At 44.3% G+C, this 23,792-nt stretch carries 28 protein-coding genes; 14 read left to right on the top strand and 14 right to left on the bottom strand.

The genetic code is table 11. From position 1 onward, the window contains the following. Nucleotides 1-146: 146 nt before the first annotated feature. The 3 genes from AYW75_RS01860 to AYW75_RS01850 all read left to right on the top strand — a co-directional run bounded on the left by AYW75_RS01860 (nucleotide 147) and on the right by AYW75_RS01850 (nucleotide 3,625). Entirely contained in the window at nucleotides 147-680 is a 534-nt protein-coding gene (locus AYW75_RS01860) for an RNA methyltransferase (protein ID WP_067094535.1), read from the top strand. A 268-nt stretch (nucleotides 681-948) separates the two neighbouring features. Further along, nucleotides 949-2,040: a cobalamin-independent methionine synthase II family protein gene (locus tag AYW75_RS01855; protein ID WP_197478877.1), complete on the top strand. Its 1,092-nt coding sequence runs from the start codon at nucleotides 949-951 to the stop codon at nucleotides 2,038-2,040. Beyond that, nucleotides 2,033-3,625, top strand: coding sequence for a response regulator (locus tag AYW75_RS01850; RefSeq protein WP_067094533.1), 1,593 nt, complete (start codon nucleotides 2,033-2,035; stop codon nucleotides 3,623-3,625). The genes AYW75_RS01855 and AYW75_RS01850 overlap by 8 nt, the downstream gene beginning before the upstream one ends. A 133-nt stretch (nucleotides 3,626-3,758) precedes the next feature. On the opposite strand, the gene AYW75_RS01845 is transcribed toward AYW75_RS01850, so the two are convergent. From AYW75_RS01845 to AYW75_RS01825, 5 genes are all read right to left on the bottom strand, one after another. Beyond that, nucleotides 3,759-4,097, bottom strand: coding sequence for an AzlD domain-containing protein (locus AYW75_RS01845; RefSeq protein WP_067094532.1), 339 nt, complete (start codon nucleotides 4,095-4,097; stop codon nucleotides 3,759-3,761). Continuing rightward, entirely contained in the window at nucleotides 4,094-4,822 is a 729-nt protein-coding gene (locus AYW75_RS01840) for an AzlC family ABC transporter permease (protein WP_067094529.1), read from the bottom strand. Before AYW75_RS01840 ends, AYW75_RS01845 begins: the two co-directional genes overlap by 4 nt. Beyond that, nucleotides 4,819-5,349: a helix-turn-helix transcriptional regulator gene (locus AYW75_RS01835; RefSeq protein WP_067095044.1), complete on the bottom strand. Its 531-nt coding sequence runs from the start codon at nucleotides 5,347-5,349 to the stop codon at nucleotides 4,819-4,821. The genes AYW75_RS01840 and AYW75_RS01835 overlap by 4 nt, the downstream gene beginning before the upstream one ends. 474 nt (nucleotides 5,350-5,823) lie before the next feature. Continuing rightward, nucleotides 5,824-6,276 carry a hypothetical protein gene (locus AYW75_RS01830; RefSeq protein ID WP_067094526.1) on the bottom strand — a complete coding sequence of 151 codons (453 nt, stop codon included), beginning with the start codon at nucleotides 6,274-6,276 and terminating at the stop codon, nucleotides 5,824-5,826. Nucleotides 6,277-6,410: 134 nt separating this feature from the next. After that, the gene (locus AYW75_RS01825; RefSeq protein ID WP_067094523.1) at nucleotides 6,411-7,148 is read right to left on the bottom strand and encodes a helix-turn-helix transcriptional regulator; all 738 of its coding nucleotides are present in this window, start codon (nucleotides 7,146-7,148) and stop codon (nucleotides 6,411-6,413) included. Between the two features lie 86 nt (nucleotides 7,149-7,234). Between AYW75_RS01825 and AYW75_RS01820 the strand changes: the two genes are divergently transcribed. Both AYW75_RS01820 and AYW75_RS01815 read left to right on the top strand, forming a co-directional pair. Next, the gene (locus tag AYW75_RS01820; protein WP_067094521.1) at nucleotides 7,235-7,561 is read left to right on the top strand and encodes a hypothetical protein; all 327 of its coding nucleotides are present in this window, start codon (nucleotides 7,235-7,237) and stop codon (nucleotides 7,559-7,561) included. Nucleotides 7,562-7,629: 68 nt separating this feature from the next. Next, entirely contained in the window at nucleotides 7,630-8,478 is an 849-nt protein-coding gene (locus tag AYW75_RS01815) for a DNA alkylation repair protein (protein ID WP_067094518.1), read from the top strand. A 71-nt stretch (nucleotides 8,479-8,549) separates the two neighbouring features. Here the strand turns inward: AYW75_RS01815 and AYW75_RS01810 are convergent, their stop codons facing one another. The 3 genes from AYW75_RS01810 to AYW75_RS01800 all read right to left on the bottom strand — a co-directional run bounded on the left by AYW75_RS01810 (nucleotide 8,550) and on the right by AYW75_RS01800 (nucleotide 10,745). Further along, entirely contained in the window at nucleotides 8,550-9,110 is a 561-nt protein-coding gene (locus tag AYW75_RS01810; RefSeq protein ID WP_067094515.1) for a YbhB/YbcL family Raf kinase inhibitor-like protein, read from the bottom strand. Between the two features lie 88 nt (nucleotides 9,111-9,198). Next, the gene (locus tag AYW75_RS01805) at nucleotides 9,199-10,005 is read right to left on the bottom strand and encodes a helix-turn-helix transcriptional regulator (protein ID WP_067095041.1); all 807 of its coding nucleotides are present in this window, start codon (nucleotides 10,003-10,005) and stop codon (nucleotides 9,199-9,201) included. Nucleotides 10,006-10,148: 143 nt separating this feature from the next. Continuing rightward, the gene (locus AYW75_RS01800; protein ID WP_067094512.1) at nucleotides 10,149-10,745 is read right to left on the bottom strand and encodes a glutathione S-transferase family protein; all 597 of its coding nucleotides are present in this window, start codon (nucleotides 10,743-10,745) and stop codon (nucleotides 10,149-10,151) included. A gap of 126 nt (nucleotides 10,746-10,871) precedes the next feature. On the opposite strand from AYW75_RS01800, the gene AYW75_RS01795 reads away from it, so the two are divergent. Together AYW75_RS01795 and AYW75_RS01790 are read left to right on the top strand one after the other, a co-directional pair. Then, nucleotides 10,872-11,606, top strand: a complete 735-nt coding sequence (locus tag AYW75_RS01795; RefSeq protein WP_067094509.1) for a helix-turn-helix transcriptional regulator — start codon at nucleotides 10,872-10,874, stop codon at nucleotides 11,604-11,606. Nucleotides 11,607-11,839: 233 nt separating this feature from the next. Then, complete coding sequence (locus tag AYW75_RS01790; RefSeq protein WP_067094506.1) at nucleotides 11,840-12,853, top strand: DUF5924 family protein; 1,014 nt, start codon at nucleotides 11,840-11,842, stop codon at nucleotides 12,851-12,853. 69 nt (nucleotides 12,854-12,922) lie between these two features. Here AYW75_RS01790 and AYW75_RS01785 read toward each other — a convergent pair whose 3' ends face one another. Continuing rightward, entirely contained in the window at nucleotides 12,923-13,999 is a 1,077-nt protein-coding gene (locus AYW75_RS01785; RefSeq protein WP_067094503.1) for a mechanosensitive ion channel family protein, read from the bottom strand. Nucleotides 14,000-14,116: 117 nt separating this feature from the next. Between AYW75_RS01785 and AYW75_RS01780 the strand changes: the two genes are divergently transcribed. Continuing rightward, the gene (locus tag AYW75_RS01780) at nucleotides 14,117-15,073 is read left to right on the top strand and encodes a YihY/virulence factor BrkB family protein (RefSeq protein WP_067094500.1); all 957 of its coding nucleotides are present in this window, start codon (nucleotides 14,117-14,119) and stop codon (nucleotides 15,071-15,073) included. 59 nt (nucleotides 15,074-15,132) lie between these two features. On the opposite strand, the gene AYW75_RS01775 is transcribed toward AYW75_RS01780, so the two are convergent. The 3 genes from AYW75_RS01775 to AYW75_RS01765 form a co-directional block, all read right to left on the bottom strand. Next, complete coding sequence (locus tag AYW75_RS01775; protein ID WP_067094497.1) at nucleotides 15,133-15,894, bottom strand: substrate-binding periplasmic protein; 762 nt, start codon at nucleotides 15,892-15,894, stop codon at nucleotides 15,133-15,135. 40 nt (nucleotides 15,895-15,934) lie between these two features. Next, nucleotides 15,935-17,218 carry a sensor domain-containing diguanylate cyclase gene (locus AYW75_RS01770; RefSeq protein WP_197478875.1) on the bottom strand — a complete coding sequence of 428 codons (1,284 nt, stop codon included), beginning with the start codon at nucleotides 17,216-17,218 and terminating at the stop codon, nucleotides 15,935-15,937. A 121-nt stretch (nucleotides 17,219-17,339) separates the two neighbouring features. Next, on the bottom strand, nucleotides 17,340-17,648 hold the full coding sequence (locus AYW75_RS01765; RefSeq protein ID WP_067094494.1) for a 4a-hydroxytetrahydrobiopterin dehydratase: 309 nt from the start codon (nucleotides 17,646-17,648) through the stop codon (nucleotides 17,340-17,342). A gap of 201 nt (nucleotides 17,649-17,849) precedes the next feature. Between AYW75_RS01765 and AYW75_RS01760 the strand changes: the two genes are divergently transcribed. Then, on the top strand, nucleotides 17,850-18,683 hold the full coding sequence (locus AYW75_RS01760) for an AraC family transcriptional regulator (protein ID WP_067094491.1): 834 nt from the start codon (nucleotides 17,850-17,852) through the stop codon (nucleotides 18,681-18,683). On the opposite strand, the gene AYW75_RS01755 is transcribed toward AYW75_RS01760, so the two are convergent. Continuing rightward, the gene (locus tag AYW75_RS01755; protein WP_067094488.1) at nucleotides 18,680-19,270 is read right to left on the bottom strand and encodes a LysE family translocator; all 591 of its coding nucleotides are present in this window, start codon (nucleotides 19,268-19,270) and stop codon (nucleotides 18,680-18,682) included. The two genes, AYW75_RS01760 and AYW75_RS01755, sit on opposite strands and share 4 nt — an antisense overlap. Before the next feature lie 142 nt (nucleotides 19,271-19,412). On the opposite strand from AYW75_RS01755, the gene AYW75_RS01750 reads away from it, so the two are divergent. The 5 genes from AYW75_RS01750 (at nucleotide 19,413) to AYW75_RS01730 (ending at nucleotide 22,741) form a co-directional block, all read left to right on the top strand. Further along, nucleotides 19,413-20,252 (top strand): helix-turn-helix domain-containing protein, encoded by an 840-nt coding sequence (locus AYW75_RS01750; RefSeq protein ID WP_067094485.1) that lies wholly within the window; start codon nucleotides 19,413-19,415, stop codon nucleotides 20,250-20,252. A gap of 78 nt (nucleotides 20,253-20,330) precedes the next feature. Then, the gene (locus tag AYW75_RS01745) at nucleotides 20,331-20,762 is read left to right on the top strand and encodes a GNAT family N-acetyltransferase (protein ID WP_067094482.1); all 432 of its coding nucleotides are present in this window, start codon (nucleotides 20,331-20,333) and stop codon (nucleotides 20,760-20,762) included. A 258-nt stretch (nucleotides 20,763-21,020) separates the two neighbouring features. After that, nucleotides 21,021-21,713, top strand: a complete 693-nt coding sequence (locus AYW75_RS01740) for a CsgG/HfaB family protein (protein WP_067094480.1) — start codon at nucleotides 21,021-21,023, stop codon at nucleotides 21,711-21,713. Between the two features lies 1 nt (nucleotide 21,714). After that, nucleotides 21,715-22,107 carry a DUF4810 domain-containing protein gene (locus tag AYW75_RS01735; protein ID WP_067094477.1) on the top strand — a complete coding sequence of 131 codons (393 nt, stop codon included), beginning with the start codon at nucleotides 21,715-21,717 and terminating at the stop codon, nucleotides 22,105-22,107. Then, nucleotides 22,094-22,741 (top strand): DUF799 domain-containing protein, encoded by a 648-nt coding sequence (locus AYW75_RS01730; RefSeq protein WP_156490790.1) that lies wholly within the window; start codon nucleotides 22,094-22,096, stop codon nucleotides 22,739-22,741. Before AYW75_RS01735 ends, AYW75_RS01730 begins: the two co-directional genes overlap by 14 nt. A gap of 178 nt (nucleotides 22,742-22,919) precedes the next feature. On the opposite strand, the gene AYW75_RS01725 is transcribed toward AYW75_RS01730, so the two are convergent. After that, nucleotides 22,920-23,789: an AraC family transcriptional regulator gene (locus AYW75_RS01725; protein WP_067094474.1), complete on the bottom strand. Its 870-nt coding sequence runs from the start codon at nucleotides 23,787-23,789 to the stop codon at nucleotides 22,920-22,922. Nucleotides 23,790-23,792 lie beyond the last annotated feature (3 nt).

The following is a 23,792-nucleotide window of genomic DNA, read 5'->3' as shown; positions in this document are numbered from 1 at the left end:
CGACAAAACCCACATGTTGATTTTCTTTGAAAGATAAATAACGCCATTGTCGAGTATTTAGCGTAGATATTTCGATATCTGCCCCTAATTTCCAAGAAATGGTATTATGTGCATCTACTTTAACTTTCAGACGTAGAACAACAGTCATGAGAACCGAATTTGTCACCATCGGATTAACCAATCCAAAGAGTACCGAGAATGTCGGTTCCGTTATGCGGGCAGCAGGCTGCTATCAAGTTGATAAAGTGCTGTATTCGGGAGCACGTTACGACCGTGCTATGAAAATGTCCACCGACACCAAAAAGGTGTCTAATGCCATCCCGCTACTGCACCTTGATAGTTTGGCAGCGCTCAATTTTTGTGATGCCGTTGACGACGACACTCAAATCGTCTGCGTTGACTTAATTCCTGGCGCTACGCCATTACCCGCGTTTTCTCACCCCGATAAAGCGCTCTACATCTTCGGCCCAGAAGATGGAACCATCGCCCAAAGTGTAGTGGATGCTGCCGATCATGTCGTGTTTGTGCCCACTGTCGGATGCATGAATTTAGCGGCATCCGTAAACGTTGTTTTATACGACCGTTTGGCCAAATCTGCCAAAGCGATTGCAGGGGATGACCTAATACGAACATCGAAAGACGTGAACAACAATGTAGTGGTGCGCAAAACTACCACTTAGCAGCCCTCCCAATAATTTTACCTAATCACAACACAACAAAGCGCTCGCGACCCTTTCAAAAGACGCTCTTTTTAAGAGCCGATACGGCTATCTTATTGGATTACTTGTCCACAAAAATCAACTATTCACCTACCTCTTAATTCAAAGTGCTTTTAAACATGAAGGCTTATTTCTTTCTCCATAATAAAAGAATGGTCTACACTGCTATTTATATAAAGGTAGTTTGAATGTTGCTTGGATATTTGGGTATTTATAAGGAGAGTAAACAATGATGTTGTTACCTACGGAAGCCATCGGAAGCATCCCTCGATCACCAGAATTAATGCAGGCGCAACGGCAGTTTGATGAAGGTAAGATCGACTCAGCGGCAATGGAAGCATCGTATGAGGAGGCGATTGAGCAGACCATTCGCGCATTCGAAGCGACTGGGTCGCCGATTTTGAGTGATGGAGAACAGCGGAAGACTCACAATTTTGTCACTTACTCTGTAGAAGGCGCTAAGAATCTCGCCCCTGATGGTCTCGAAATCCCCTTCCAAGATGGGCATGTACGGCGTTTACCACGTCTTACAGCTGGCCCATTCCACTTTTTGCTTAACGCCTACAAAACGTTCAGCACAGCCAAGCGTTTCACCACGCTTCCACTCAAACAGTCTATTATTTCTATCTCTGCTCTAAGCTTGTTGTACCCAGCAGAAAGCTTGCCAGATTACAGTCGAGAAGAGTTTTTAAATGACTTAGTCGATGAACAGGAAAGAGAAATTCGTGGTTGCTTTGAGGCCGGTGCTTATAAAGTGCAAATCGATTTTACGGAAGGACGTTTGGCCGTCAAACTCGACCCAAGTGGTGGTTTATTAAACGCCTTCATAGAGCTCAATAATCGAGTTTTAGCACGCTTTAGTGAGGAAGAGCGAGCTTTGATTGGTATCCATACCTGCCCTGGTGCGGATCACGATTCGACCCACAGTGCGGATGTAGATTACGCTGAGCTGCTGCCGAGTCTATTTGAGCTGAAAGCAGGCAATTTTTACATTGCCATGGCAGGAGAGGCCAACCCTGAGCGCGCCTTAAAAATCGTGGCACGTTATTTAAAACCGAATCAACGCGCCTTTATTGGTGTGATCGATGTCATTGACCCTAACATTGAAACACCTGAAGAGGTCTGCCAACGAGTGTTACTTGCGGCTCGCTATATTCCTTTAGAACAACTGGGCACTACGGACGACTGTGGCTTTTCTCCTTTTTGCGATGATGTCTCAACCACGCGCGAAACGGCGTTCGCTAAAATTCGTGCGCGCGTGCTAGGAACCGCTATGGCCGCGGAACAATTAACAAGTAAACAAGGAGTATTGCATGAATGAGTTGCGACCTTTCAGTCGTAGCTTTGCCGTGTTTGATGATCAGCAGTGTTTGCTCGACTGGACGCCAGGCTTCGCCGAGGAATTTTCTGACGCCGCGCCACTTTTGACAAAAGGCATCAGTGCCAAAGAAATTTACGATGCCTGTTTGCTGCCCGAGAGAGCGCTAGACTTGTCATGGGCAGGCCGTGGCGAATGCATAAAACCTTTAGAGTATATCAATAACCGTCAGACTGTTTTGGTAGAGCAAGAAGTCAGTGCTTCTGGGAACATTGTTCGTATGGCACAAAGTACGAGCATCGCATCTCAGGTACATCCTTCCATGCACGATAGTCATGATGAGTTGCTTCGTTCTGCTGCCCTTCAAGTCTCTATTTCTGTACTTAAACAACGAGAGGAAGAAAACACACGCTTAAGTGAGCAGGCTCAAGCGGCTGCACGAACCTCTAAAATGAAATCTGAATTCTTAGCGAATATGAGCCATGAGATACGTACGCCAATGAACGGCATATTAGGCATGGCAACACAATTATCGAATACACCCTTGACCGGCTCACAACAAGAAATGCTCGATATTATTTCCTCATCAGGGCAAAGCTTGCTGGTGATTATTAATGATATTCTAAACTTGAGTAAGATCGAAGCGGATAAAATCGAGCTAGAACATCGTCCAGTAGTGTTGAATAAGTTATTGAAAGATCTTGAACTGCTATTTAAAGGGCTCGCCGTGTCCAAAGGCGTTAACTTATCGACCAAGAGCCAGCTTGGAATGAAAGATATTGTCTTCACCGGTGATGAGACAAGAATTAAGCAAGTACTCATGAATTTGCTTGGCAACGCGATCAAGTTCACCGATCAAGGCGAAGTCACCTTGGCTGCAGAAATCATAAAGGGACCGAAAGAAAGCGTTAGTATTACGTTCAGCGTCACTGATACAGGAATGGGCATTCAGCAAGAATACGCTGCAAAGCTGTTCGATGCATTTTCACAAGCAGACACCTCTATTACAAGAAAATTTGGTGGAACGGGGTTGGGGCTAACTATCGCCAGCAAATTACTCACCTTAATGGGGTCTGAACTCAAAGTAGAGAGTGAAATTGCCAAAGGGTCGACGTTCTTTTTTGTTATTGAGACAAGTGAATACACAGCCGAAAAACCGACTCGCCCCATACAAATCAGTGACAACCCTTCTGAGCGGATTGATTTTTCTCAGTTAACGGTACTGATCGCTGAGGATAATAAAACCAATCAAATTGTGCTCAACGGATTTCTTAAGCAGCTGAAAGTTGGCACCATCACCATCGCTCAAGATGGCGAAGAAGCCATTAATTTATGTAAAGCTGGTCACTTTGACCTTATCTTTATGGACATGCAAATGCCAATTAAAGATGGGCTGCAAGCCACTGTTGAGATCAAACAAATGGAAGCCTTTCATGATGTGCCCATCATCGCGCTCACTGCAAACGTATTTGAAGAAGACAAAAAACGCTGTTTCGACGTAGGCATGTGCGATTTTATTAGTAAGCCAGTCAATTTAGCGCTACTAGAGAGCACCCTTAATAAATGGTCTAATGAAACACACCAATAAAGTAATTCAGACGAACACAGAGCAAGCCTTGAGAAGCGTCTATAGCACTCGTGACTCTACGCAAAGACGTAAGTGGAGCTAGGCGGCTGTTTTTCAAAGTTAAGCTTCCCCAGTGATTTCCCAGCGCATTCCTTTATCCAAAGAAAACAGTCAGCGCACCAAAGACTAAGACGCCAGCCACAATGGGGTAACCCATAGAGCGGGTGCGTCGCCATATAAAATACGTTGCAACGCAACCAATCACGGTAGCGACCCAAGACAGTAGAGACGGTTCAACTGGCACTAAGGACGTGCCAAACATAGCGGCTATCATGGTCGGACCAAGTATCGTCAGCCAAACAGGAGTACTGCTAACATTTCCTTGTGATGCTTGTTTATTGAGTTTTCGCGCCATCCATACGTAAGGTAAGGCGCGGATCAAGTAGGTGCCCAACGCGATGCTGAGAAGAATCATCCAAGTCTGGCCGCTCATGAAAGCACCCCTTTATCGGTTGGGCTGGGATGAACGGCATAATAAGCCAATGCACCGCAAATTGCTGCTGCGGGTATGGCTATGTTGGGAAAGCCAAACAGCTTAAGCAACATGGCCGTACTGGTCGCTATGACCATGGTAATGGTCCAACGGCGATCCGAGCACCGAGGCAGTACCATCACTAAAAACAAAGCTGGCAGCGCGAACGGTAACACTTCGCTTATTAACGGCCAGCGCTCAATCAGCTCATCTCCTGCAATAGCCCCCAAAGCGGTTCCCAAGATCCAACTCATCCATGCAATCACGCCCGCACTCACATACCAGCGCAGGCGATCACTTGGAGTCATATTCGGCATACGCGTCAGTGTCAAAGCAAAAATTTGATCGGTTAATAAGTGCATCAACGGCAGCCAGCGCACGTCCCTTTGCAAATACGGCGCAATATTAGGCCCGTAGACCAAATGGCGTGAATTAATCAGGAGAGTCATGACAATGACAAGCCAGACAGGCGCACCGGACACCACCATCGCCACAAATAGAAATTGAGATGCTCCCGCATAGATAAACGCTGACACTAAAATAGTTTCCAATACGCCAAAACCAGCCTGCACCGAAAATAAACCAAAGGAAACAGCCACGGGAATATAACCACCTAAAAGCGGCAGAGCGTCTTTTGCCCCCTGCTTCCATGGGTTGCTTAAAAGTAGTTGCGCTGGGGTGCTCATGATGCGTCCTCTTGATTTGGATAAGTAATCACAAGCATCAGTGCGGCGGCCTTCTCTTGCGTTTGGTAGCAATGAGGTTGGTCTGCATTCAGCGTGTAAGTATCGCCTGCCGTAAGTCGCTGCAGGGCATCACTGGGGCCAACGAACAGTTCGCCACTGATCAACGTCAGTTGTTCTATCGTGCCATTGGTATGCGCCTCCGACATTTTCTTAGTATTGGCCGCACAAGACATCCAATAGACATCAACTCTTGGATCATCCGAGCCTTGGTCGACCAATTTCACTTGAATGCCATTTTCCCCTAGGAATTCGTGAGTCCCAGCAATCAAATCACCAAACGGAACACTTAGTTGCACCGCTAGGCGCCAAATAGTTTCAATGGTTGGGTTGCCCTCGCCTTGCTCTATTCGACTTAAATTAGACTTGGCAATGCCAGCATTGCTCGCCAGCTGAGACAGAGATAAGCCCTGTGCTAAGCGCATGGTTTTCAGGTTGTGACCAAGACTACTGAGATTGGGGTTTTCCATTGCGTGACTCAAAAGTTGTTCCATATATTGAACGTTCTATATATCGAACAAACTATTGTCAACTTTTTTGTCTGTTTTTTGGGGAGGACTTTTCTCTATAATATTAGGAAAGTGGTTTTGAGAACTTAACAAGTCGCCTAACTTAAACAGTAAGGCTATAAGCCATGAAAATAGCGCTTGTTATAACTGGCTTTCACCTCATGTTTTCGACAAGCGCTTATAGGCTATAAGATAGTCGTTGTTAGATAGGATCATTTCATTACAAATTTCTGCATAGCAATGATGTATATTTACGCCGCTATCGTCTTATTATGGTTTCCTAATAAAGCAACCTTAAGGAAGTGTCACTTAATTTAATTCCTTTGAACAAGGTGACATCGAAAGCGGCTAAGTACGATCGTCCTACTCCTCTAAATCAGAGAAATTAAGGCCTTAGTTAGTCATCAATTTACTTGCCATTCTTCCCAAATTTGACTAGATCACATCAATCAAATCCCAACTAATTTGGTCAGCTTGAACACCTACTAGCTCTAGTGAACCATACTCTCCAAATTCAACGGAAAGCTTGTTGTTCTCATATTCTAATTTCGTTACAAACTGCGCTAACTCTTCAGAACTTGTTAAGTGATTACCTGTATTAAATATAACTGTATCACCTTCATCTGCATCAAAGTTGATTACCCTGACGTATGAACCCACAGAAAATGCAAACTTATCAGCACCATCTCCCCCAAGGACATTTGCATGCTCAAATAGCTCTATTGCTTCGTCATCATCTACTTTTGAGTACTGACCTTTGTCACTTTCATAGACCCTATGTTCATGTTCATGTTCATGTTCATGTTCATGTTCATGTTCATCACCAATGAAATCGTCATCCCACTTATCTTCAATATGCTCTTTATTAAGATAACCTAACTCAGACATAACATTACCCCTGCTCTAAGAATTATTCGTTTGATCACAAGCGTTCGTTTAATACGCTAATATGCTTAGCTTAGGAGAGTCTTATTAGAATAAATTAATATATGTTTATAAATGTAAATAACAACTTGAGCGAATCACAGTGTCTTGGCAATCTGCTGCAATTCAGCATCAAAAAATGCGAAGGGTTTGATTCTAAAGCTTTGATCCATCAAACGTGCGTGACTTAAACGGTCAATACGAAATGTGCGATTCGCTTGGCGTAGATGATCCCAACAGAAGAGATACCAAACAGGCCAGTTTAAAAACAAATAATGGATTTCCACAATGCGTGTGCTGAGCGCACCACCTTCTCTCTGATACGAAATTTCAACACACCGGCTTTCTACAAAGGCTTCCATAACACTGTCAGAAACTTCTTCATGTGTCATATTTCGATAGCTTTCAAGCACCTGTTCTGAGGCTGTCGAACCAACCATTATACGTTGTCGTAGTTGCTGTATATGAGGACGTTGCGTGTCGGGAAAAGAAGCGAATAGCTTGTTTTTTACACTACTTAGATGAGTTAAGAACAAGGCTGAGTCTAAGCGGTCTAGAATAGCGAGAGCCAACAAGAGATCAATCACCTCTCTGTAGTTTAGAGCAAGCCTGCCAATCCCCCAACGGGCATGTAGACGAATACCTCCTCCTCTTCCCTGTTCTGCTTCAATAGGGTAGCCCTGCTCTTTCAGTACTTCTATATCACGCATGAGTGTACGTTGGCTGACACCAAAGTCTTTGGAGAGTTGACTTGCCGTGAAGATATCGCCCGACTTAAGCCTACCTACCAGTTGATTGAGACGATTCATTTTAATCGAGATAGAGGTACGCCCCATAAAATATGCCTTATTATGTCATGTTTACAGATAGCCTATCAGCAATGGTTAATAACGACCAGATAACCCAACAATTAGGAGCTTTTATGCCAAACCAAAATACAACGATCACGATTGAATGGGCGCCTTTTACGGTTGCCAGCCATGTTACATCAGAGCAAGTGATTGAGGCAGCAGAACGAGTTGAACAGGAGTTTTTACAACAACAGCAGGGTTACCTAAAGCGCGAATTGTTAAAAGGAGAAGGAGATCAATGGGTAGATCTGGTGCATTGGCAATCAGAGCAAGACGCCAATAACGCTGGAAAATCTTTTATGCAGTTTTCATGTTGCCAAGACTATCTGACCTTAATGGTGGGGATGGATCAACCGGGGAGTGGACCGAAACATTACCATCAAGCAAAAGCTTGGTAAGACGATATTAAAACGATGCTAGCGCGGTGAGGAATAAAACCTCGCTGTGCTTTTTAAGAGGAAGAACGATGTACTGCTACACTGAGCCTCAATTACCCAAAGCTTCAAAATCCATTGAAAAAGGCATACCGCTTAAGCGGCTATTAAATGAAGAATGTATTCACTACATGGCGCGTAATATTCAGTTGGTTTCGCCCGACCTCGATGTGGAAATGTTCTGTCAGGTTGCTACCGAAAACCTTGAAGAGCTTGCCCTAATGCAAAGGGCGAATCATATAGCAAAGGCATTGAGGGCATGTTTGCCTCCGTCATATGAAGAAGCATTGGAGGTGTTGGTTCGCTCGTTTACCCCAGAGTCGACAGCAAACAGCGATAATGGGCTTGCCGTGTTCTTCTACTTGCCGCACAGCGCCTTTATTGCCGAATACGGCCTAGAACCGCAGGTAGGGGAAGCTGATCCTTTTGATTTGTCCATGGATGCACAATACGAACTAACCAAGCGCTTTACCGCAGAATTTTCCATTCGACCATTCTTGTTACGCTATCCGGAGCGTACCCTCAATACGATTCAGAACTGGCTGACGGACCCAAATGATCATGTACGCCGTTTGTGCAGTGAAGGCACTCGACCACGCTTGCCATGGGGAAAGCGCCTAGCGGAATTTGGAAAAAAACCTGAGCAGATACGCTTCATTTTAGAGACACTTAAAAATGATCCAAGCCTCTATGTACAACGCAGTGTTGCAAACCATTTAGGCGATATTGCTAAAGACAACCCACAATGGGTTATGACGATATGCGAAACATGGGGAGAAGATGCTGATGAACGCTTACGCTGGTTAATTCGGCATGCATTACGCTACTTAGATAAGAAGCACTACCCCGGAGCGAACGAGTTACGCCGCCGAATGAAATAACGCAATTAATTGGGGCAGGTAAACATTGACCTTTATTTTATCCTGCCCTCACGTTACTGCATCTACTCTAATTATTTCACCTGATACATCGCTTCGATGGTATCAGAAGCGAGCGCGTAGCTATTGACCATATAACCCGTTAACGCGGCGGATGGATGAGCCGGTAAGTCTAGTGGTTGTGATAGCGCATAAATGGTAAAGCGATAGCGATGCGGCTGATCACCTTTTAGTGGACATGCCCCGCCAAAGCCTTGGATACCGTAGTCATTGCGTATCTGCTGGCTACCTTCTGGAACACGCTGATTGTCGCTATTGCCTGCACCCGTCTCTAAGTGAGTCACCTCTTGCGGTATATTGATCATTTGCCAATGCCACCAACCACTGCCGCCAGTTGGGGCATCTGGATCGTGTACTAAGATAGCGTAGGCTTTTGTACCCTCCGGCGCTCCAGACCATGAAAGTGCAGGCGATTGATTATCACCAGTACAGCCAAAACCTTGAAACTCTTGCTGCTTGCTCATGGTTTTGCCATCAGCAATATCAGAGCTGGTTAACGTAAATGGTCCCGCGTATGAAACACCGCACGTCAAAGCAATCGATAACCCAATTAAACTCTTTTTTAAATTAACCACACTAATCCCTCACTTGTCTCGTTCAGATCAATCAATCATAACCCCAGCAAGACATAGACATTAGTGCCAAAACGATCAAACTTTCGCCCTAATCGGGCATTCGTGTTTTTCGTAAAGCTGTCGGGGTAATGCCAAAACGCTGTTTAAACTTGTCAGTGAAACGCGACTGAGATTGATAGCCGCAGCGTTCGGCAATGATGCCGATTGACTCAAAGGTTGTTTGAATTAAATGTAAAGCAGTGCCAAGTTTGACGCGGTCTTTAATCTCTTGAACACTCGTTCCCTCTACACGTAACTTTCTACGTAATGTGGATTCGCTTAAAGCTAACTCGGCGGCCAACCACTGAGAACTCATGTCCGCACTTAAATCCGTACTAACCAAGCGATACACCTGATGACTAAGATCTGGAGTCGTTGTTATACAACGGGGGTTGGGAAACCCTTCGTGTTGAAAGAGCTGCAAAAGCTCTTGGCGACGAGATGCCCAAAGCGAGTCTGGGAGATAACGTGCACAGTCTACAAACTGCAGCAGACTCTGATATAACGCGTCGTTAACCTTTCCCTTTATCATCGACTCTTTAGGATTGCTATCGCTGGGCAAGCACTCAAAATCCGACAACTCAAATTCGATCAATAAAGCAAAATACTCGGCTCCTCGAGGAATATTGCGTAGATGAACTTGAGGGTTATTAGAGAGGAAAACAAATTCGCCGGAGTCACATATCACTTCGCTGTTTACACCCAAGCGCTTAGTGCCATCCAGCACACAGATCAACAAAGGTTTAGTGATGGGAACATTGATTATGGTCTGCTCTTTAATGGCGTTATAAATAGAAAACGGTGCACCTTTCTCTGAGGCGATTGCCTGTCGAGCATGAGTAATTAAATCCTTCACAACATCCCCAATAGTTTGCGTAACAACTGGGACAGTATATCGAAATAATGACACGAACTCTTTTAAATACCAGCGCCTAAAAGTGGACAACTCTCAGGAAGAGCCATCCACTTTATTCAGAGGAGCTTTAGAGCGGGTGAAATTTACGCATTGTCAAAAGCGCTATGAGTTGCTCGGTAAGCGGGACGTTGACGAATGCGCGCCACATAAGCTGCGACTTTAGGGGATGGTTCTAGCCATTTAAAGGTCATGGAGAAGTCCAGTAAACCACCGAAGACAACGTCAGCTGTCGTGAACTGCTCGCCAAGCGCCCAATCTGTCTCCGGCGTCATATCTTCTATTGCCGCCAATACACGCGGCATGTCACCCCAGCCAGCCGATACAGGATCAGGGTGTTCAAACCCACAAGCGGCAAGCGCAAAGGCAGGTTCTATAGTATTACAGGCAAAAAACAAGTAACGATAATACGCAGCACGCTCAACTGAACCGACGTCTGGCGCAAGGTTTTTTTCTGGAAACTTGTCCGCTAGATACGCGCAAATCGCTGATACTTCTGTAACCACCGTATCACCGTCTACCAGAGCTGGTAGCTTTCCCATCGGATTAATCTTACGAAATTCAGCCGTGTTATTTTCATTCGTCGTAAAGTCGATGGTGATTTTTTCGTGTGGAGCATCCAGCTCTTTAAGCATCCAGTCTGTGGTAATCGCTCGGCTCATTGGGTTGAAATAGTGCTTCATGTTTTAAAACTCCTTGTCGTCATGACGACATTGAACAATGCGTTGAATGGCCGCCATGTCATATGAAATGTTGCCTCTGGTTTGAAGTATATGGCTATTTATGCCACTTAATGGCACATTAGATACATGATCAATACAAGCTTTGAACAGCGTACCGAGCGACGTAACCGACTGATTGGTTTGCTGCGCTCCGAAACCTACTGGAAGACCTCTGACTTGCGTGAACAACTGGGCATAAGTCAGCGCACCTTAATGCGTGAATTGGCCGAGCTGAAGCGGGCGGGATACCCTATAGAATCGGAAAGAGGCCGTGGCGGAGGCATTCGTTTAAATGGCCGATGGGGCGTGGATCGTCTGCAATTGAGCCATCATGAAGTGGTTGAGTTAATCTTGTCTTTAGCGATCATGGAGTCCCTACAATCCCCGCTACTGACCAGTAACCTAAAAGCCATTAAACAAAAGCTGTTTCAAGCATTCCCTCAGGAACAGCGAAGTGCCGTCAGTAATATCCGTAAACGCATCATGATCGGCAGTAATGCAGGTGATAACATCGTCTCTCGATACATCGCACCAGAACACGCCCTTTCAGAATGTATTGCTGAAGCGTTTTTAGAGCAAAGCTGTTTAGAAATAGATTACCAGTCTGACTCAGGAGAACACACAACACGAGTCATTGAAGCGCAGTACATTTTGCTCAATTGGCCAATCTGGTACATCACGGCTTGGGACCATCTGAGAGAGTCCTCGCGGATGTTCCGAATAGACCGAATAAAAAGCGCTCGGATCGTGAGCGGCCATTTCCAGCTGAAACCCATCGAAGTGTTCATCGGAGTCTACACGCCCTATTACAAGAGCATTTAATACTGATCCAGTTGACTGTCATCATGATCATTACATTGTTTTTTCACTCTAAAAGTAGAGCAAAACTGGTATGCATCGAAAATCGCCTTTAACATGAACGCCCCATCGTCTTCATGCTTAAATGAGGGCGTTATACTATTGATAACAAAGAATTTTACGACAACGATATTAACCTAGGCCATGCAGATAATGTCCGTTCATTAATCATACAGGCTGACTCGGACTTCCATTGAATGATCTATGTTAAGAGCTTAATCACAAAATTTATTGTACTGATGCAGCAGTGGCCTGGTCTATTGGCCGTTATAGCATTCAGTAGTGGTGTTGCAAGTTATGTCTTAGTCGAACGTAACGAATCATTTTCACAGATGATTGCTGTTCTCTTACTGGTTAGTTGGGTATGGCTAATCATTGATAACTGGTTACGCGATAAAGTGAAAGAACGTTTTGGTGTCACCGTCTCACCTAATGTGATGCGCTTCGCCTTACAAATGGTACAGCAGGAAAGTTTATTTTTTGCTTTACCTTTTTTTCTTGCCGTGACGTCTTGGAACCACCCTCAAGCCATCTTTACCTCGTTAATTATTCTCTGCGCGCTGATATCAGTGGTTGATCCGATTTACTACAAAAAATTGGCAAGCCAACAAGTGCTTTTCACTGTATTTCATAACTTCGCTCTATTTTCTGTACTTTCTGTCACATTGCCAATTCTATTGAACCTGACCACAAGCCAGAGTGTAAAAATAGCCTTAATCACAGCGGTCATCTTCACCTTGCCAAGTTTAGGGAATTTAATGCTCAACGCTAGGTGGTGGCGTTTTCCAATCTTAATTTTGTTGCTCTGTGTGTTAAGTGTTGGGCTGTGGCAGTTACGTAGCTGGGTGCCGCCCGCAGCGTTACGCTTAACTGGCATTACCATCTCCCATGATGTGAATATAAAAAAACTAAAACCTTCCGATAGCATTAAGACGATTAGCTCAGATGCTTTGCATGCAAAAGGACTTTATAGTTGGACAGCAGTTAAAGCGCCCAGAGGCTTAAACGAAGAAATATTTCATGTCTGGATTCATAACAACGAAACAGTGGATCGGATCGCTTTGAAAATTACCGGTGGCCGAGAGGAAGGCTACCGAGCATGGACTCACAAAGTAAATTTCCCTGACGATGCCGTGGGCCAATGGCAGGTCCAAGTGGTGACTGATTCAGGTCAGCTCATAGGTTTAACGAAATTTAACGTCACCTTATAGCAAATCAACTCTAGCGCTATAGAAAGATTCTGAGAACCTAAAAATCTGTCTTTTAGGCTCCCAGAATAGCTAAATAATATTTTTACCCTGCTCGGGATCGCGAGACTGTTCCGCTTGTTCACGTATCTCATCGGTATCACTACTCACATCATTCAGCGTATCTGAGTGTTCTTGTGTATCTGTCTCATGCTTAGGAGCTTTTGGCGGATGGAAGTCTGTGTCTGTCCGCTCATCGTTTGCCATGTTTAACAAAATACGTTCGCGCGCGTCGTCCGGCATACTGATATCTTGCTTAGTAAACTCATTAACCAACGCTCTCATAAGTTGAGAGCTGACTTTCAATGTACTGTGTTGTTCACTGTTGACCCAGAAATACAAACCAAGGTTGATCGTAGATGCGCCTAAGCTGTCTATTAATACTTGCGCAGGAGGATCATTCAATACGGCCGTTTGCTGATTGGCGATATTCAAAGCAAGCGTTTGTGCGCTGCGTATATCATTATCATACCCAATGCCAATTTCTACTTTACCCCGCATCCTAGGGTTAGCGGTTAAGTTTTTAATCGTATTCTTATACACGGTCGCATTAGGTATTTGTATATGGTTACCGTCGTAATCCACCAAAGTGGTTGCTCGCGCAGTGACCTTTTTAATCACGCCCAAGCGACCATCAACCTCTATGACATCGTCTATTTTGAACGGCCGCTGTATGCTTAATAACAAACTTGCGATGAAATTCTCCGCGATGTCTCTGAAGGCAAAACCGAGTATTAAACCAATCAAGCCGGTGCCACTCATGATGGCAACTGCAAATTCAGTAAGCCCCGCTAAACGTAAAAATAAATAGGCACCCAATAGAATAACAAGAGTACTGATTACTCGCCTCGCCACAAGCACGACAAGTTTACTATCTGTCATCAAATCTATGGGCTTAATCAGTAAGCGTGACAACGGCCTAGCAAGAACATAGCAAATTATAAACAGAACTAAGCCTAGCAGTAGCGTAGGTAATAATTGCGCAGCGGAATGAACAAGCTGCGTAAACTGATCATGAAAAAAAAACCATGAGACAGCATCACTGTTAACGTTCTCGGAGGGTGTTGATATGCTGGTCAAAGTTAAACTGCTGGGTTGACTCGTTGGCATAGCTTATTATCCGTGGTTAATCTTTATTCACTTTATCAGTAAAGCGGCTATCATACACTTGTTTAGTCTTAGCCACTTTTATGCTTTGATTTAAAGCTATGAACAGGAAAGTTGCACATGAGTAATAAAGAAAGAGGGCTACAAGCAGAGAAACCATGGAGCATCCCAATTCGGGGTTGGTGGGATATTTCGAAACGCACTTTTAACCAAATGACAGAGGATAATCTATCATTGGTAGCTGCTGGGGTAGCATTTTATGCCCTGCTTGCTATTTTTCCAGCCATAGCCGCATTGGTGTCCATATACGCTTATTTTGTATCACCTGATGAAATCAGGCAGCATTTGAGTCAATTCGTCACAATATTACCAGCCAGCTCCCGAGAACTGATTTTGTCGCAAGTATCCGATTTTAAACAAAGCTCTCAAACGAGTTTGAGTTTAAGCGCTATTGGTACGTTGCTATTAACTATTTGGAGTAGCTCTAAGGGCAGTCAGGCGCTGATTACAGCCTGCAACATTAGCTATCGAGAATACGAAAAACGCTCTTTTCTCAAAGCGCTCTTAGTCAGATTTATGTTCTCTGTGGGCGCTATTTCTGTTGCCGTATTTGCTTTGATTATTATCGGTATACTACCGATTGTCTTAAATTTAGTCGGCCTGAAAGACAGCCTAGATTTATTAATAAAACTGATATCATGGCCCTTGTTGGCGTGTATTTTTCACTTTGCTTTAGTGCTGTTGTACCGTTATGCCCCCCATCGCAAAGTGGCTAAATGGCGCTGGATTACATTGGGCTCACTTTTCGCGACAGTACTATGGATTGTGGCATCGATCGGCTTTTCGTTTTATGTATCGCATTTTGCTAGCTATAACGAGACGTATGGGTCGCTTGGAGGTGTCGTGATTATGCTTATGTGGCTATTCATCAGTGCGTACATTGTTATTTTAGGTGCGGTTATTAATGCCGCCACAGAGCAACAAACATCAAAAGACAGCACCATTGGCCCACCTAAAGAGATTGGTAAACGAGGCGCTTATGTAGCAGATCACACAGCGATTAAAGAAGACTTATAGAAGCTCAAAAAGCACAGCGATGAAAATCATTAAAGTCACTAGAAACGGATTACTTCTCTTTAATCATTTTCAAACAAAACTCGATACTTCTTAATAAACGCTTGTTCCTTTTCACCTTTCATCGCTAAACGGCCTTGATTCCAAATACCGATCAATCTTTGCCTTTCGTCAACGGGTATCTGCATAGAATAGATCGGCATTTCGACAAGTTTTTTCTCTAAGCCGGGGCGGACGATTTGCAGTGAGTCCTGTAAATCCAGCTGATTTAAAACATACTGAAGCACCAGCTCGTTATCAGCGTATAAGTCGACTCGGTTGGTTTTAATCATATGGAATATTCGACCAATCACATCATCATTGCCAGCAATCACTTCTACGAGCCGAGCATTTTTGGGATTGTCGATATAATTCTGATAGCTTTCACTCATGGAGCTGTAGTCCCAACCAGAGCCAGTCGCAACACGCCTATTTTTTAACGATGAGATGCCGTCATATCGCCAAGCATCGCCCTGCCTAACGACAAATGCGCTATTGTAGGCAAAAGTAGGTTCATCTGCATAGACAAAGCCTTTATCAGAATGTTTGGAGTACAAGAACTCTGGCAACATGTCACACAACCCTTCCGCCACCATATCAAGACCTCTAGCAAGAGGCACTTCATAGTATTCAAGTGTGTAGCCTTTTTCGGAATAGATATGCTCCAGCATCTCGATAATGAACCCCCGTTCTGGCGCACTTTCTGTGGGAAAGATTGTCATGGGAGGCCATTGGTCGTAACATACTTTGAGTGTCACAGCTTTACTTGCACTCGATACGCTCATAATTAAAGCGCACAAAAGAATCGAAAAAAGTCTGCATTTTCTATTTTTCAACACGATCTCTCCCTTTATCTTTCGCTCCGTAGAGTTTCAAATCGGCACGTTTAAATAGATCATCAATGAGTTGATCATCAGGCTCCGATGATTCAACACCAAGGCTTACCGTATAAGTGACAGTCTTACCTTCTATTTCCAATGTTGTCTCACTGATCGCTCGGCGTATTTCGTCAGCGAGCTGGAAAGCAGCGTCTAATTTCGTATCAGGCAAAAATATGGCAAACTCTTCACCACCTACTCTGCCCAGCAGATCGGATTCTTTTAAAAAACTCTGCAATATTTGAGTAAACTGAATCAGTACTTTGTCGCCGATAAAATGGCCATAGGTATCGTTGATACGCTTGAAGAAGTCCAAATCCAGCAGGATAAAAGAGGCTGTCGATGTTTGTTGCTGAGAAAGCAGCAGCCGTTGCTGCGCAGCTTCAAAGAAGCTCCCGCGATTTAATACATCCGTCAGCGAGTCCCTTGTTGCCAGATATTTAAGTTTTTTATTGAGGATTTGTAAATCTTCAGTGCGTTTTGCGACCGCTTCTTCCAACCAGTCTCGCTTGGCCTGCTCATCGTCTAACAAGTTTTGTCGATCTGTCGACATGGCACTAAGCATCCGATTCATATGCCTTTGAAGTTGGTTCAGCTCATAGCCTTCCGTGTTTGAAAGGTGGATGCGCTTACTAATATTTTGACTTGATTGCACCTCATCAACTTGTGACATCAACTCTTTTAGAGGCGCAGCTAAAAAACGATCAAACGCCCAAATAAACAGCCAAAATAAGATTGTCATTTTGATAATGGCAGTCGTCGCTATCAAGACAAAACCAAACCATACTCGCTCAAATACCACATCAGAGGATGAATAAAGTTTCAATGAACCAAGCCCTATACTTTCGTCATTGAGAGTCCAGCTTAACTGGGTTGTCGAATCAAAAACAGACACTGGTATGGCGTCAGGGTCGTAAAACCTTTTCGATAGAATACTTTGCTCATTTTGGTCGACGATATCGACACCTTCGATGATAGGCATTTGAATAAGCCCAGAGGCGAGTTCATCTAACTGCTTCTGGTCGTATTGCCACAAACTCGTCGAGATTGGGCCACGTACGGTTGCTTCCAATTGCTTTAATTCACTGATAATAGCATCCTGCGTTTTCAGGTACTCACTCAAAAATTGGACACTTGTGATTAGCAAAGTAACCGCTAGGTAGATGGAAAAAATCACGCGTATCATTTTTTGGGAGAGGTTGTTCGGACGACGCAGAAAGCTTATCAACATCAAAAGCACCCCTTTCCAATATACTTAGATTTAAGTTTACCCTAGATAAACACCTATAGTGATTGAGAAAGAGTAAAAAATGTTCCAAACAGAAGCCCTCTCACTGACATATTCAGCTTATTCAAGCTAGACTGGCAAACACATCCATTTGTTTAGCAAGATCAAAGTCTTTATCTGAGAGCCCAGAAACATCATGTGTAATCAGTTGAACTGTGACTTTGCTGTAGACGTTCGACCACTCTGGATGATGATTTTTCTTTTCAGCGTACATGGCACACATGGTCATAAAACCAAATGCGTGTTGGAAGCTTTTAAACTTGAAGGTTTTTGTGAGTTTACCCTCTTCAATAATCCAGTGCTGAATAGTGTCTGCATTAAGTTGAATGAGGGCGGAATCAATTTCATGTTGCTCTAATAATTGCGATGCCATATTGGCTCCTTATGATTTGAATGTGGTGGTTCTTGGCACTCTTCTCAATTTATCAAGGAATTGATAGCGGAGGAAAGCGTCCCCAGCTTATAACCCGCCTCATCTAAGTAATGTGATCTCCCAGGCATTACCACTATGCCTCATGTTTATCGAAACTTGTTATACTAAAACCTCTCCAAGTTTGGTATGTAGACACAAATAATGACCAACGACTCTCAACCTATCTTCTGGCGTGACCCACAGTTCCCGCATATAGACTTACGCTATATTGCCGATGGACATCAAGTTCGTTACATTCCACATTCTCATGAGCAGTGGTCAATAGGAGTCATTTTGAAGGGACAAAGCTCTTTTCTCTGTGGCGACCGACTTCATCAAGTTGCTCAAGGGGATTTGGTGATTATGAATGCCCAAGAGGTACATTGCTGCAACCCAGCCCCAGAATCTGCTTGGTCGTATTACATGATGCACATTGACTGCCATTGGCTGGCTCAAAGACTGTTTGAGGCAGGGATTCAAGACGAAGCGGTTTGGGAACCTACACTGCAAGATGTTATTAAAGACTCAGCGTTATCTGAAATAATGCGTAACGTCTGCGATCTGTTACTGTCCGATGCATCGACTCACGAGAAATCAGTCGCGTTAAATCGTTGGTTAACACAGCTGTTTGAACATATTAAACAGTTACCAAGGGAGTTCAATGAACGGAACGCGCCACCAGCACTGGCTAAGGTGGCGTACTATTTGATTGAGCATGGTGACCTTGATGACCCGATTGATAAGGTTGCTGCACGCTTTGGCTTCAGCAACAGTTACTTAACTCGGCAATTTAAGCGTTATTACCAAACTACACCTCATGCTTTTAGAATCAATCGTCGTATTCAACTTAGTCAAATCGCACTTAAAAATGGCGTATCCATTGCAGAAGTCGCCAGTCAGTTTGGATTCAGTGATCAAGCTCACTTCCAGCGAGCTTTCAAAGAGCGAGTCGCCGCAACACCGAAGCAATATCGAACGACCCCTTGTCACCACTAATAGAAAATCGCAAAACAGCTCAGCACTAATCCCAGAGCAAGCATTCGATTCAACACCCGAATGCGTCGCGGCGAGCTCAACCAATCGCTTATCCAAGCACCTAATAGCACCCAAGCCATAAGTGATAACCAGCAAATGACTAAATAAATACCTGCAAAGACCCAAACGGCACTGGCTTCGGCCTGCTGCGTGTACGCCGCGATCCCCGCAATGGATGCCAACCAAGCTTTCGGGTTTAGCCATTGCATAACCGCGCCTAACCATGGCGTCGGTGCAGACGCTCTCCCCCGGTCAGATAATTCGCCCGAGTCCCGTATTAACTGCAAACTGACATATAACAGAAAGGCAACACCAGCCCATTTTATATACTCCATCAATTGCGGAATCAGACCCACAATCTGATGTAGCCCAAATCCTATTAAAAGAAACAGCGCAATGAAGCCAAGCGTCGCGCCGGTCACAAAATAACATCCAACTCGCACACCAAAACGTGCACCACTGCTCACCCCAACCCAGTTAACTGGACCTGGGGAAAGCGATGCCGCCAAGGCAAACAAACTCATAGAAATTATTGTCGAAATAGCCATGACAGTCTCCTCTTATATGACTGTCCAACAGCATGCTGTAATCGTTTAGGAGAGTATTGAAGAATACTGACCAATTGCTAGCCCCCAAGATACTATTTTTGCTATTTTCATCTGACCCTAATTTAATAATCTAGTTGCTCAAATGAAAACTTGGAGATTACCACCACTATCCGAAGCAGTTGCGCAGTATGTTGAGTGTTATTGGTTTTTGGAAAAAGAACCTCATGACCTGAGCAACCGCTACCCCAAACTAAACCCCGACCCTTGTGCTCATCTGATTATTGCCACTCCCCATAACGTGTTCGACTATGCTCACAAAGAGGAACGTCAGAGTCTGTGCGGCAGTCATTGGATTTTCCCCCATAGACAAACGTTCACAATGGATCATTCTTCACCTTTTAGCATTCTTGGGGTCAAGTTTAGAGTAGGTGCTTTGTATTCCTTGTTCGACAAGGATCCCTGTACACTGATCGAACAAGTGCATTCGGTCGATGTATCTCAGCTATGGGGCAGCACATCATGCTCCCCCGAGTCGCTCTTGGTAAATGCCGCAGAACGGAGTCAGCAACTCAGTCATCGGTTAGACACGTATTTAGCGACTTGGATAGCCAACAGTCATGAAGATCGACATAGCCAGTTAGTGCGCCACATTCTACAACAGCTAGATAAGGGTCAAACCATAACGGAAATAGGCCTTAGCTTGCATCGTTCACAGCGCACCATTGAGCGTAGCTTTATAAAAGTAACGGGGCTAACCATGAAGCAAGTCCATAGTATGAACCGTTTGGAAAATCTGCTGAACTATCTATATCAGCTCGGAGAAGCGGAGATTAATTGGAGCGATGTCGCCAATAAATATGATTTCAGCGATCAGCCCCATTTAATTCGTTACCTCAAGAACACCATTGGACAAACGCCTAGCGACTACGCGCAAAACAGAGATTTAACCATCGATGTCTACGGCGACTTTGAGTACCTCTAAAAATTGCCGTTTTTGTTCAATGCATTGTGCCGTTAACACACTAGAGTATTGGTAATTCATTCACGAGGTACCAACACAATGAAACTGATCATTCGTCAATATAGAACATCAGACCTAGAAGCAGTTCTGGATTCATGGGAACTCGCAACACGGCTCGCTCACGACTTTATGAGCGATGAGTTTATCGCACAGGAACGCAAAAACATCATCAATCTATACCTCCCTAATACCGATACATGGGTGGCGGAAGTCGATGGTGAGGTACAAGGCTTTATCGCATTGATGGGCAATGAAGTAGGGGCAATATTCCTTCAACCCGCTTTCCACGACAGAGGAATAGGTAAAGCGCTAATGGATAAAGCTCAAGAACTGCATGACAATCTAGAAGTGGAGGTGTTCAAAGAAAACACCATTGGCCGTCAGTTTTACACACGCTATGGATTTGAATTTTTAGAAGAAAAACACCACGAACCAACAGGGCAGCAAGTGCTTCGTTTAACATTTCCTTAACACGCAAATGGGGTAATTCCCCCGAAAAATAACAGCAAATAAACTCATTGAAATTAACGTCGAAATAGCCATGACAGTCTCCTCTTCTTTGACTGTTCATAGCATGCGGTAATCGCCGAAGTGAGTATTGAAGAATACTGACAAAGGTTTATGTTTCAATCGCTCCATCATTTGGCGCTGGTCACTGTAGAGGAAGGAATATACAATCTTGCAAACTTTTAGTTGCCCTATCTTTTGCATTTTTACAAGGAGTATAAAATGGCCATTCTTTTTTCATGCCCATTAAAAAAATCGGTTATTAGTGTGTCTGTTGTTCTGCTGTTAGCAACAACCGGCTGCTCTGTTACTCAATCAAACCACTCAGTCACTTCTGAAACAGTCAGCAGCTACAAAACTGACTACAATGGCGTTAAAACAACACTGGTCGTTGGCAACTTTCAAAATCGCTCTTCCTATATGCAAGGTTTGTTTTCGACCAATACGGATCAGCTTGGCAACCAAGCAAAAACAATCCTAAAAACGCATTTGCAACAAACCAATCGCTTCAGAGTCGTAGATCGAGAGAATTTAAACATTTTAAAACGTGAAGCAGAGTTAAACGGTGTCACCCAATCGTTAACTGGTGCGCGTTATACGTTAACGGGCGATGTGACGGAGTTCGGCCGCAAAGTCACAGGTGATAAACAACTCTTCGGTATTTTAGGCTCAGGAAAAACCCAAACCGCTTATGCAAAAGTCAGTTTGAATATTGTAGATGTGATGACAGGAGAAGTTGTTTACGCGACTCAAGCAGCGGGAGAATACGAATTAAGTAATCGAGAAGTTGCTGGCTTTGGGTCTACGGCTGGTTATGATGCAACATTAAACGGAAAAGTTTTAAACTTCGCCATCACCGAAGCGGTTAACAATGTCGTTCGTGATTTAGAAAATGGTACATGGACCGTACAATAATATGAAGCCAACCTCTGTCATTAACAGCAGTAAGGCTCGTTTCTCTTTACTGGGTATTATTTTATTCGCCTTGGTAGGTTGTTCTGCACCACGCAGCACATTCTACTGGGGCGAGTACGAGAGTATGCTTTACGGCATGTATCTAGAGCCAGGCAGTGCAGATTCGGCGACCCAGATCGCTATCCTGCTAGAAGATATTCAAAAAAGTAGATCTATGGGGATGCGCATTGCTCCGGGAATTCATGCTCACTTAGGATATATGTACGCTCTAGAAGGCAACATGCCCCAGGCAAAAGCGGAATTGATTCTGGAAAAGAACCTATTTCCAGAATCAGCAACGCTGATTGACGGCATGCTTACTCGTATTGAGGGAAAAAATAATGACGTCAATTAAAGCGCTAACGCTATTATCAAGCGTGTTGATTACTTTATTTCTAACAGGCTGTTCTGCACCTCCCTCATATAACTACGACGCTCTGCAGGCATCAGAGCCTCGATCTATTTTGATTATTCCGCCAAAAAATAATTCAGTGGAGGTCAACGCCCCGTATATTTATTTGTCTACCATCAGTAGACCTTTCGGAGAAAAGGGATACTACGTTTTTCCGGTCGCTGTTATCGATGCTTTTCTAAAAGAAAACGGCTTACCAACGCCAGAAGAAATGAACTTTGTACCGTTAGATAAACTGTATGAGCATATTGGCGCTGACGCCGTGTTGTACACAGAAATCAATGACTGGGGGCAGAAGTACAAAATCCTGTCCTCTGAAACCGTCGTCGATGTATCCATGACATTAATAGACGGTAAAACCGGCGCACTTTTATGGAACGCAAGGGCTTCCGCTGTAAGAAGCTCAGATTCAGGCGGAGGCGGACTCCTTGGCAACTTAATAAATGCCGTCGCAACACAAATCATTAACTCATACAGCGATCAGACCCCTACAGTGGCCCGAGCAGCTAATAATCTAGCCATCAATCAGCCTAGCCGAGGCCTCCTGAACGGCCCCTATGCTTTACCAAAAGAATAGCTGAGCACTTGCTTATTAGACACCAGATGGACACGCATCCATCTGGTTTTGTGCGCTTTCCAACCGCAAAAATAGTACGTATTGCTATTTAGAATTTGGCTGAAGATTGCGCACCCTCTGAGTCAACTTTTTGCTCATATACCGACGATTAACAACAACCACTCTAGCTATAAATTATCTAAAAAAAGCTGATAGGCAGGTAAAAGTCCAACTCAAAGATCTCGTCGTCTTCCAAAAAATGATTTTTATAGTAGTACACGTAAGCTGGTGTAGAGCGCAGTTTGAAGCCTGATTTGGGCAGCCAGTGCTCTACTATTTTACTGATTTGAGGCAGCAGTTCGCCATACTTTCCTGATAGGCGAAAGATAGCGTGTAAGCCAGCCGGTATCGTCAGCTGGCAAACTATTGAGCGTCTTTCTAGAGGCCGATCAATGGCCAAACAGGCAACGTAGCGACACTTGTCCAATGCCACCCAAGCTGGGTTAGAGTGATGCAAGCCGAGCTGATCTAAAAACACCCTTCCTTCGGTGTCGGCCCACGCTTTGAGAATGAGCCACGCACGGCGTATAGAGCGATCATAGCCGGTGTGCCGAACATATGCGACGAGTCGTTCAGATACATCTTTGATCTTAGGCTCGGGCAATGGATGCTGCGCAACTATACGGTAGCCCGCGGCGATCTCTGGGTCGCTTAGGTAAGGTTTATCGCTGATTTGGTTGTCGTAATGTCGCCAGGCACTGGGGGACATATGAAAAGTGGCTTTGAACGCTTTATTGAACGACGATACCGACTGAAAACCACAACGGTTAGCAATGTCTAGAATGCTCGATTTCGAGGCAAACATCAGCTGGTTAGCAGCGTACTCCATCCTTGTTCGGCGAATATAACTGTGCACCGACTCACCAACGGCGCGTTTGAAGACACGATGAAAATGCTGCTCTGAATACGCCGCTATATCGGCCAATGTTTTTGCACTGAGCGCTTGGCTAATATCTTGGTGTATGTAAAACAGCACATCGTTAATACGTGATTGTTGTAGATCGCTCATAGG

It is taken from the genome of Marinomonas atlantica (genome assembly GCF_001639725.1).
In the GTDB taxonomy this organism is placed as follows: Bacteria; Pseudomonadota; Gammaproteobacteria; order Pseudomonadales; family Marinomonadaceae; genus Marinomonas; species Marinomonas atlantica.
The sequence above is the reverse complement of the archived record's forward strand: the minus strand, read 5'-3'. Positions and strand labels throughout refer to the sequence as shown.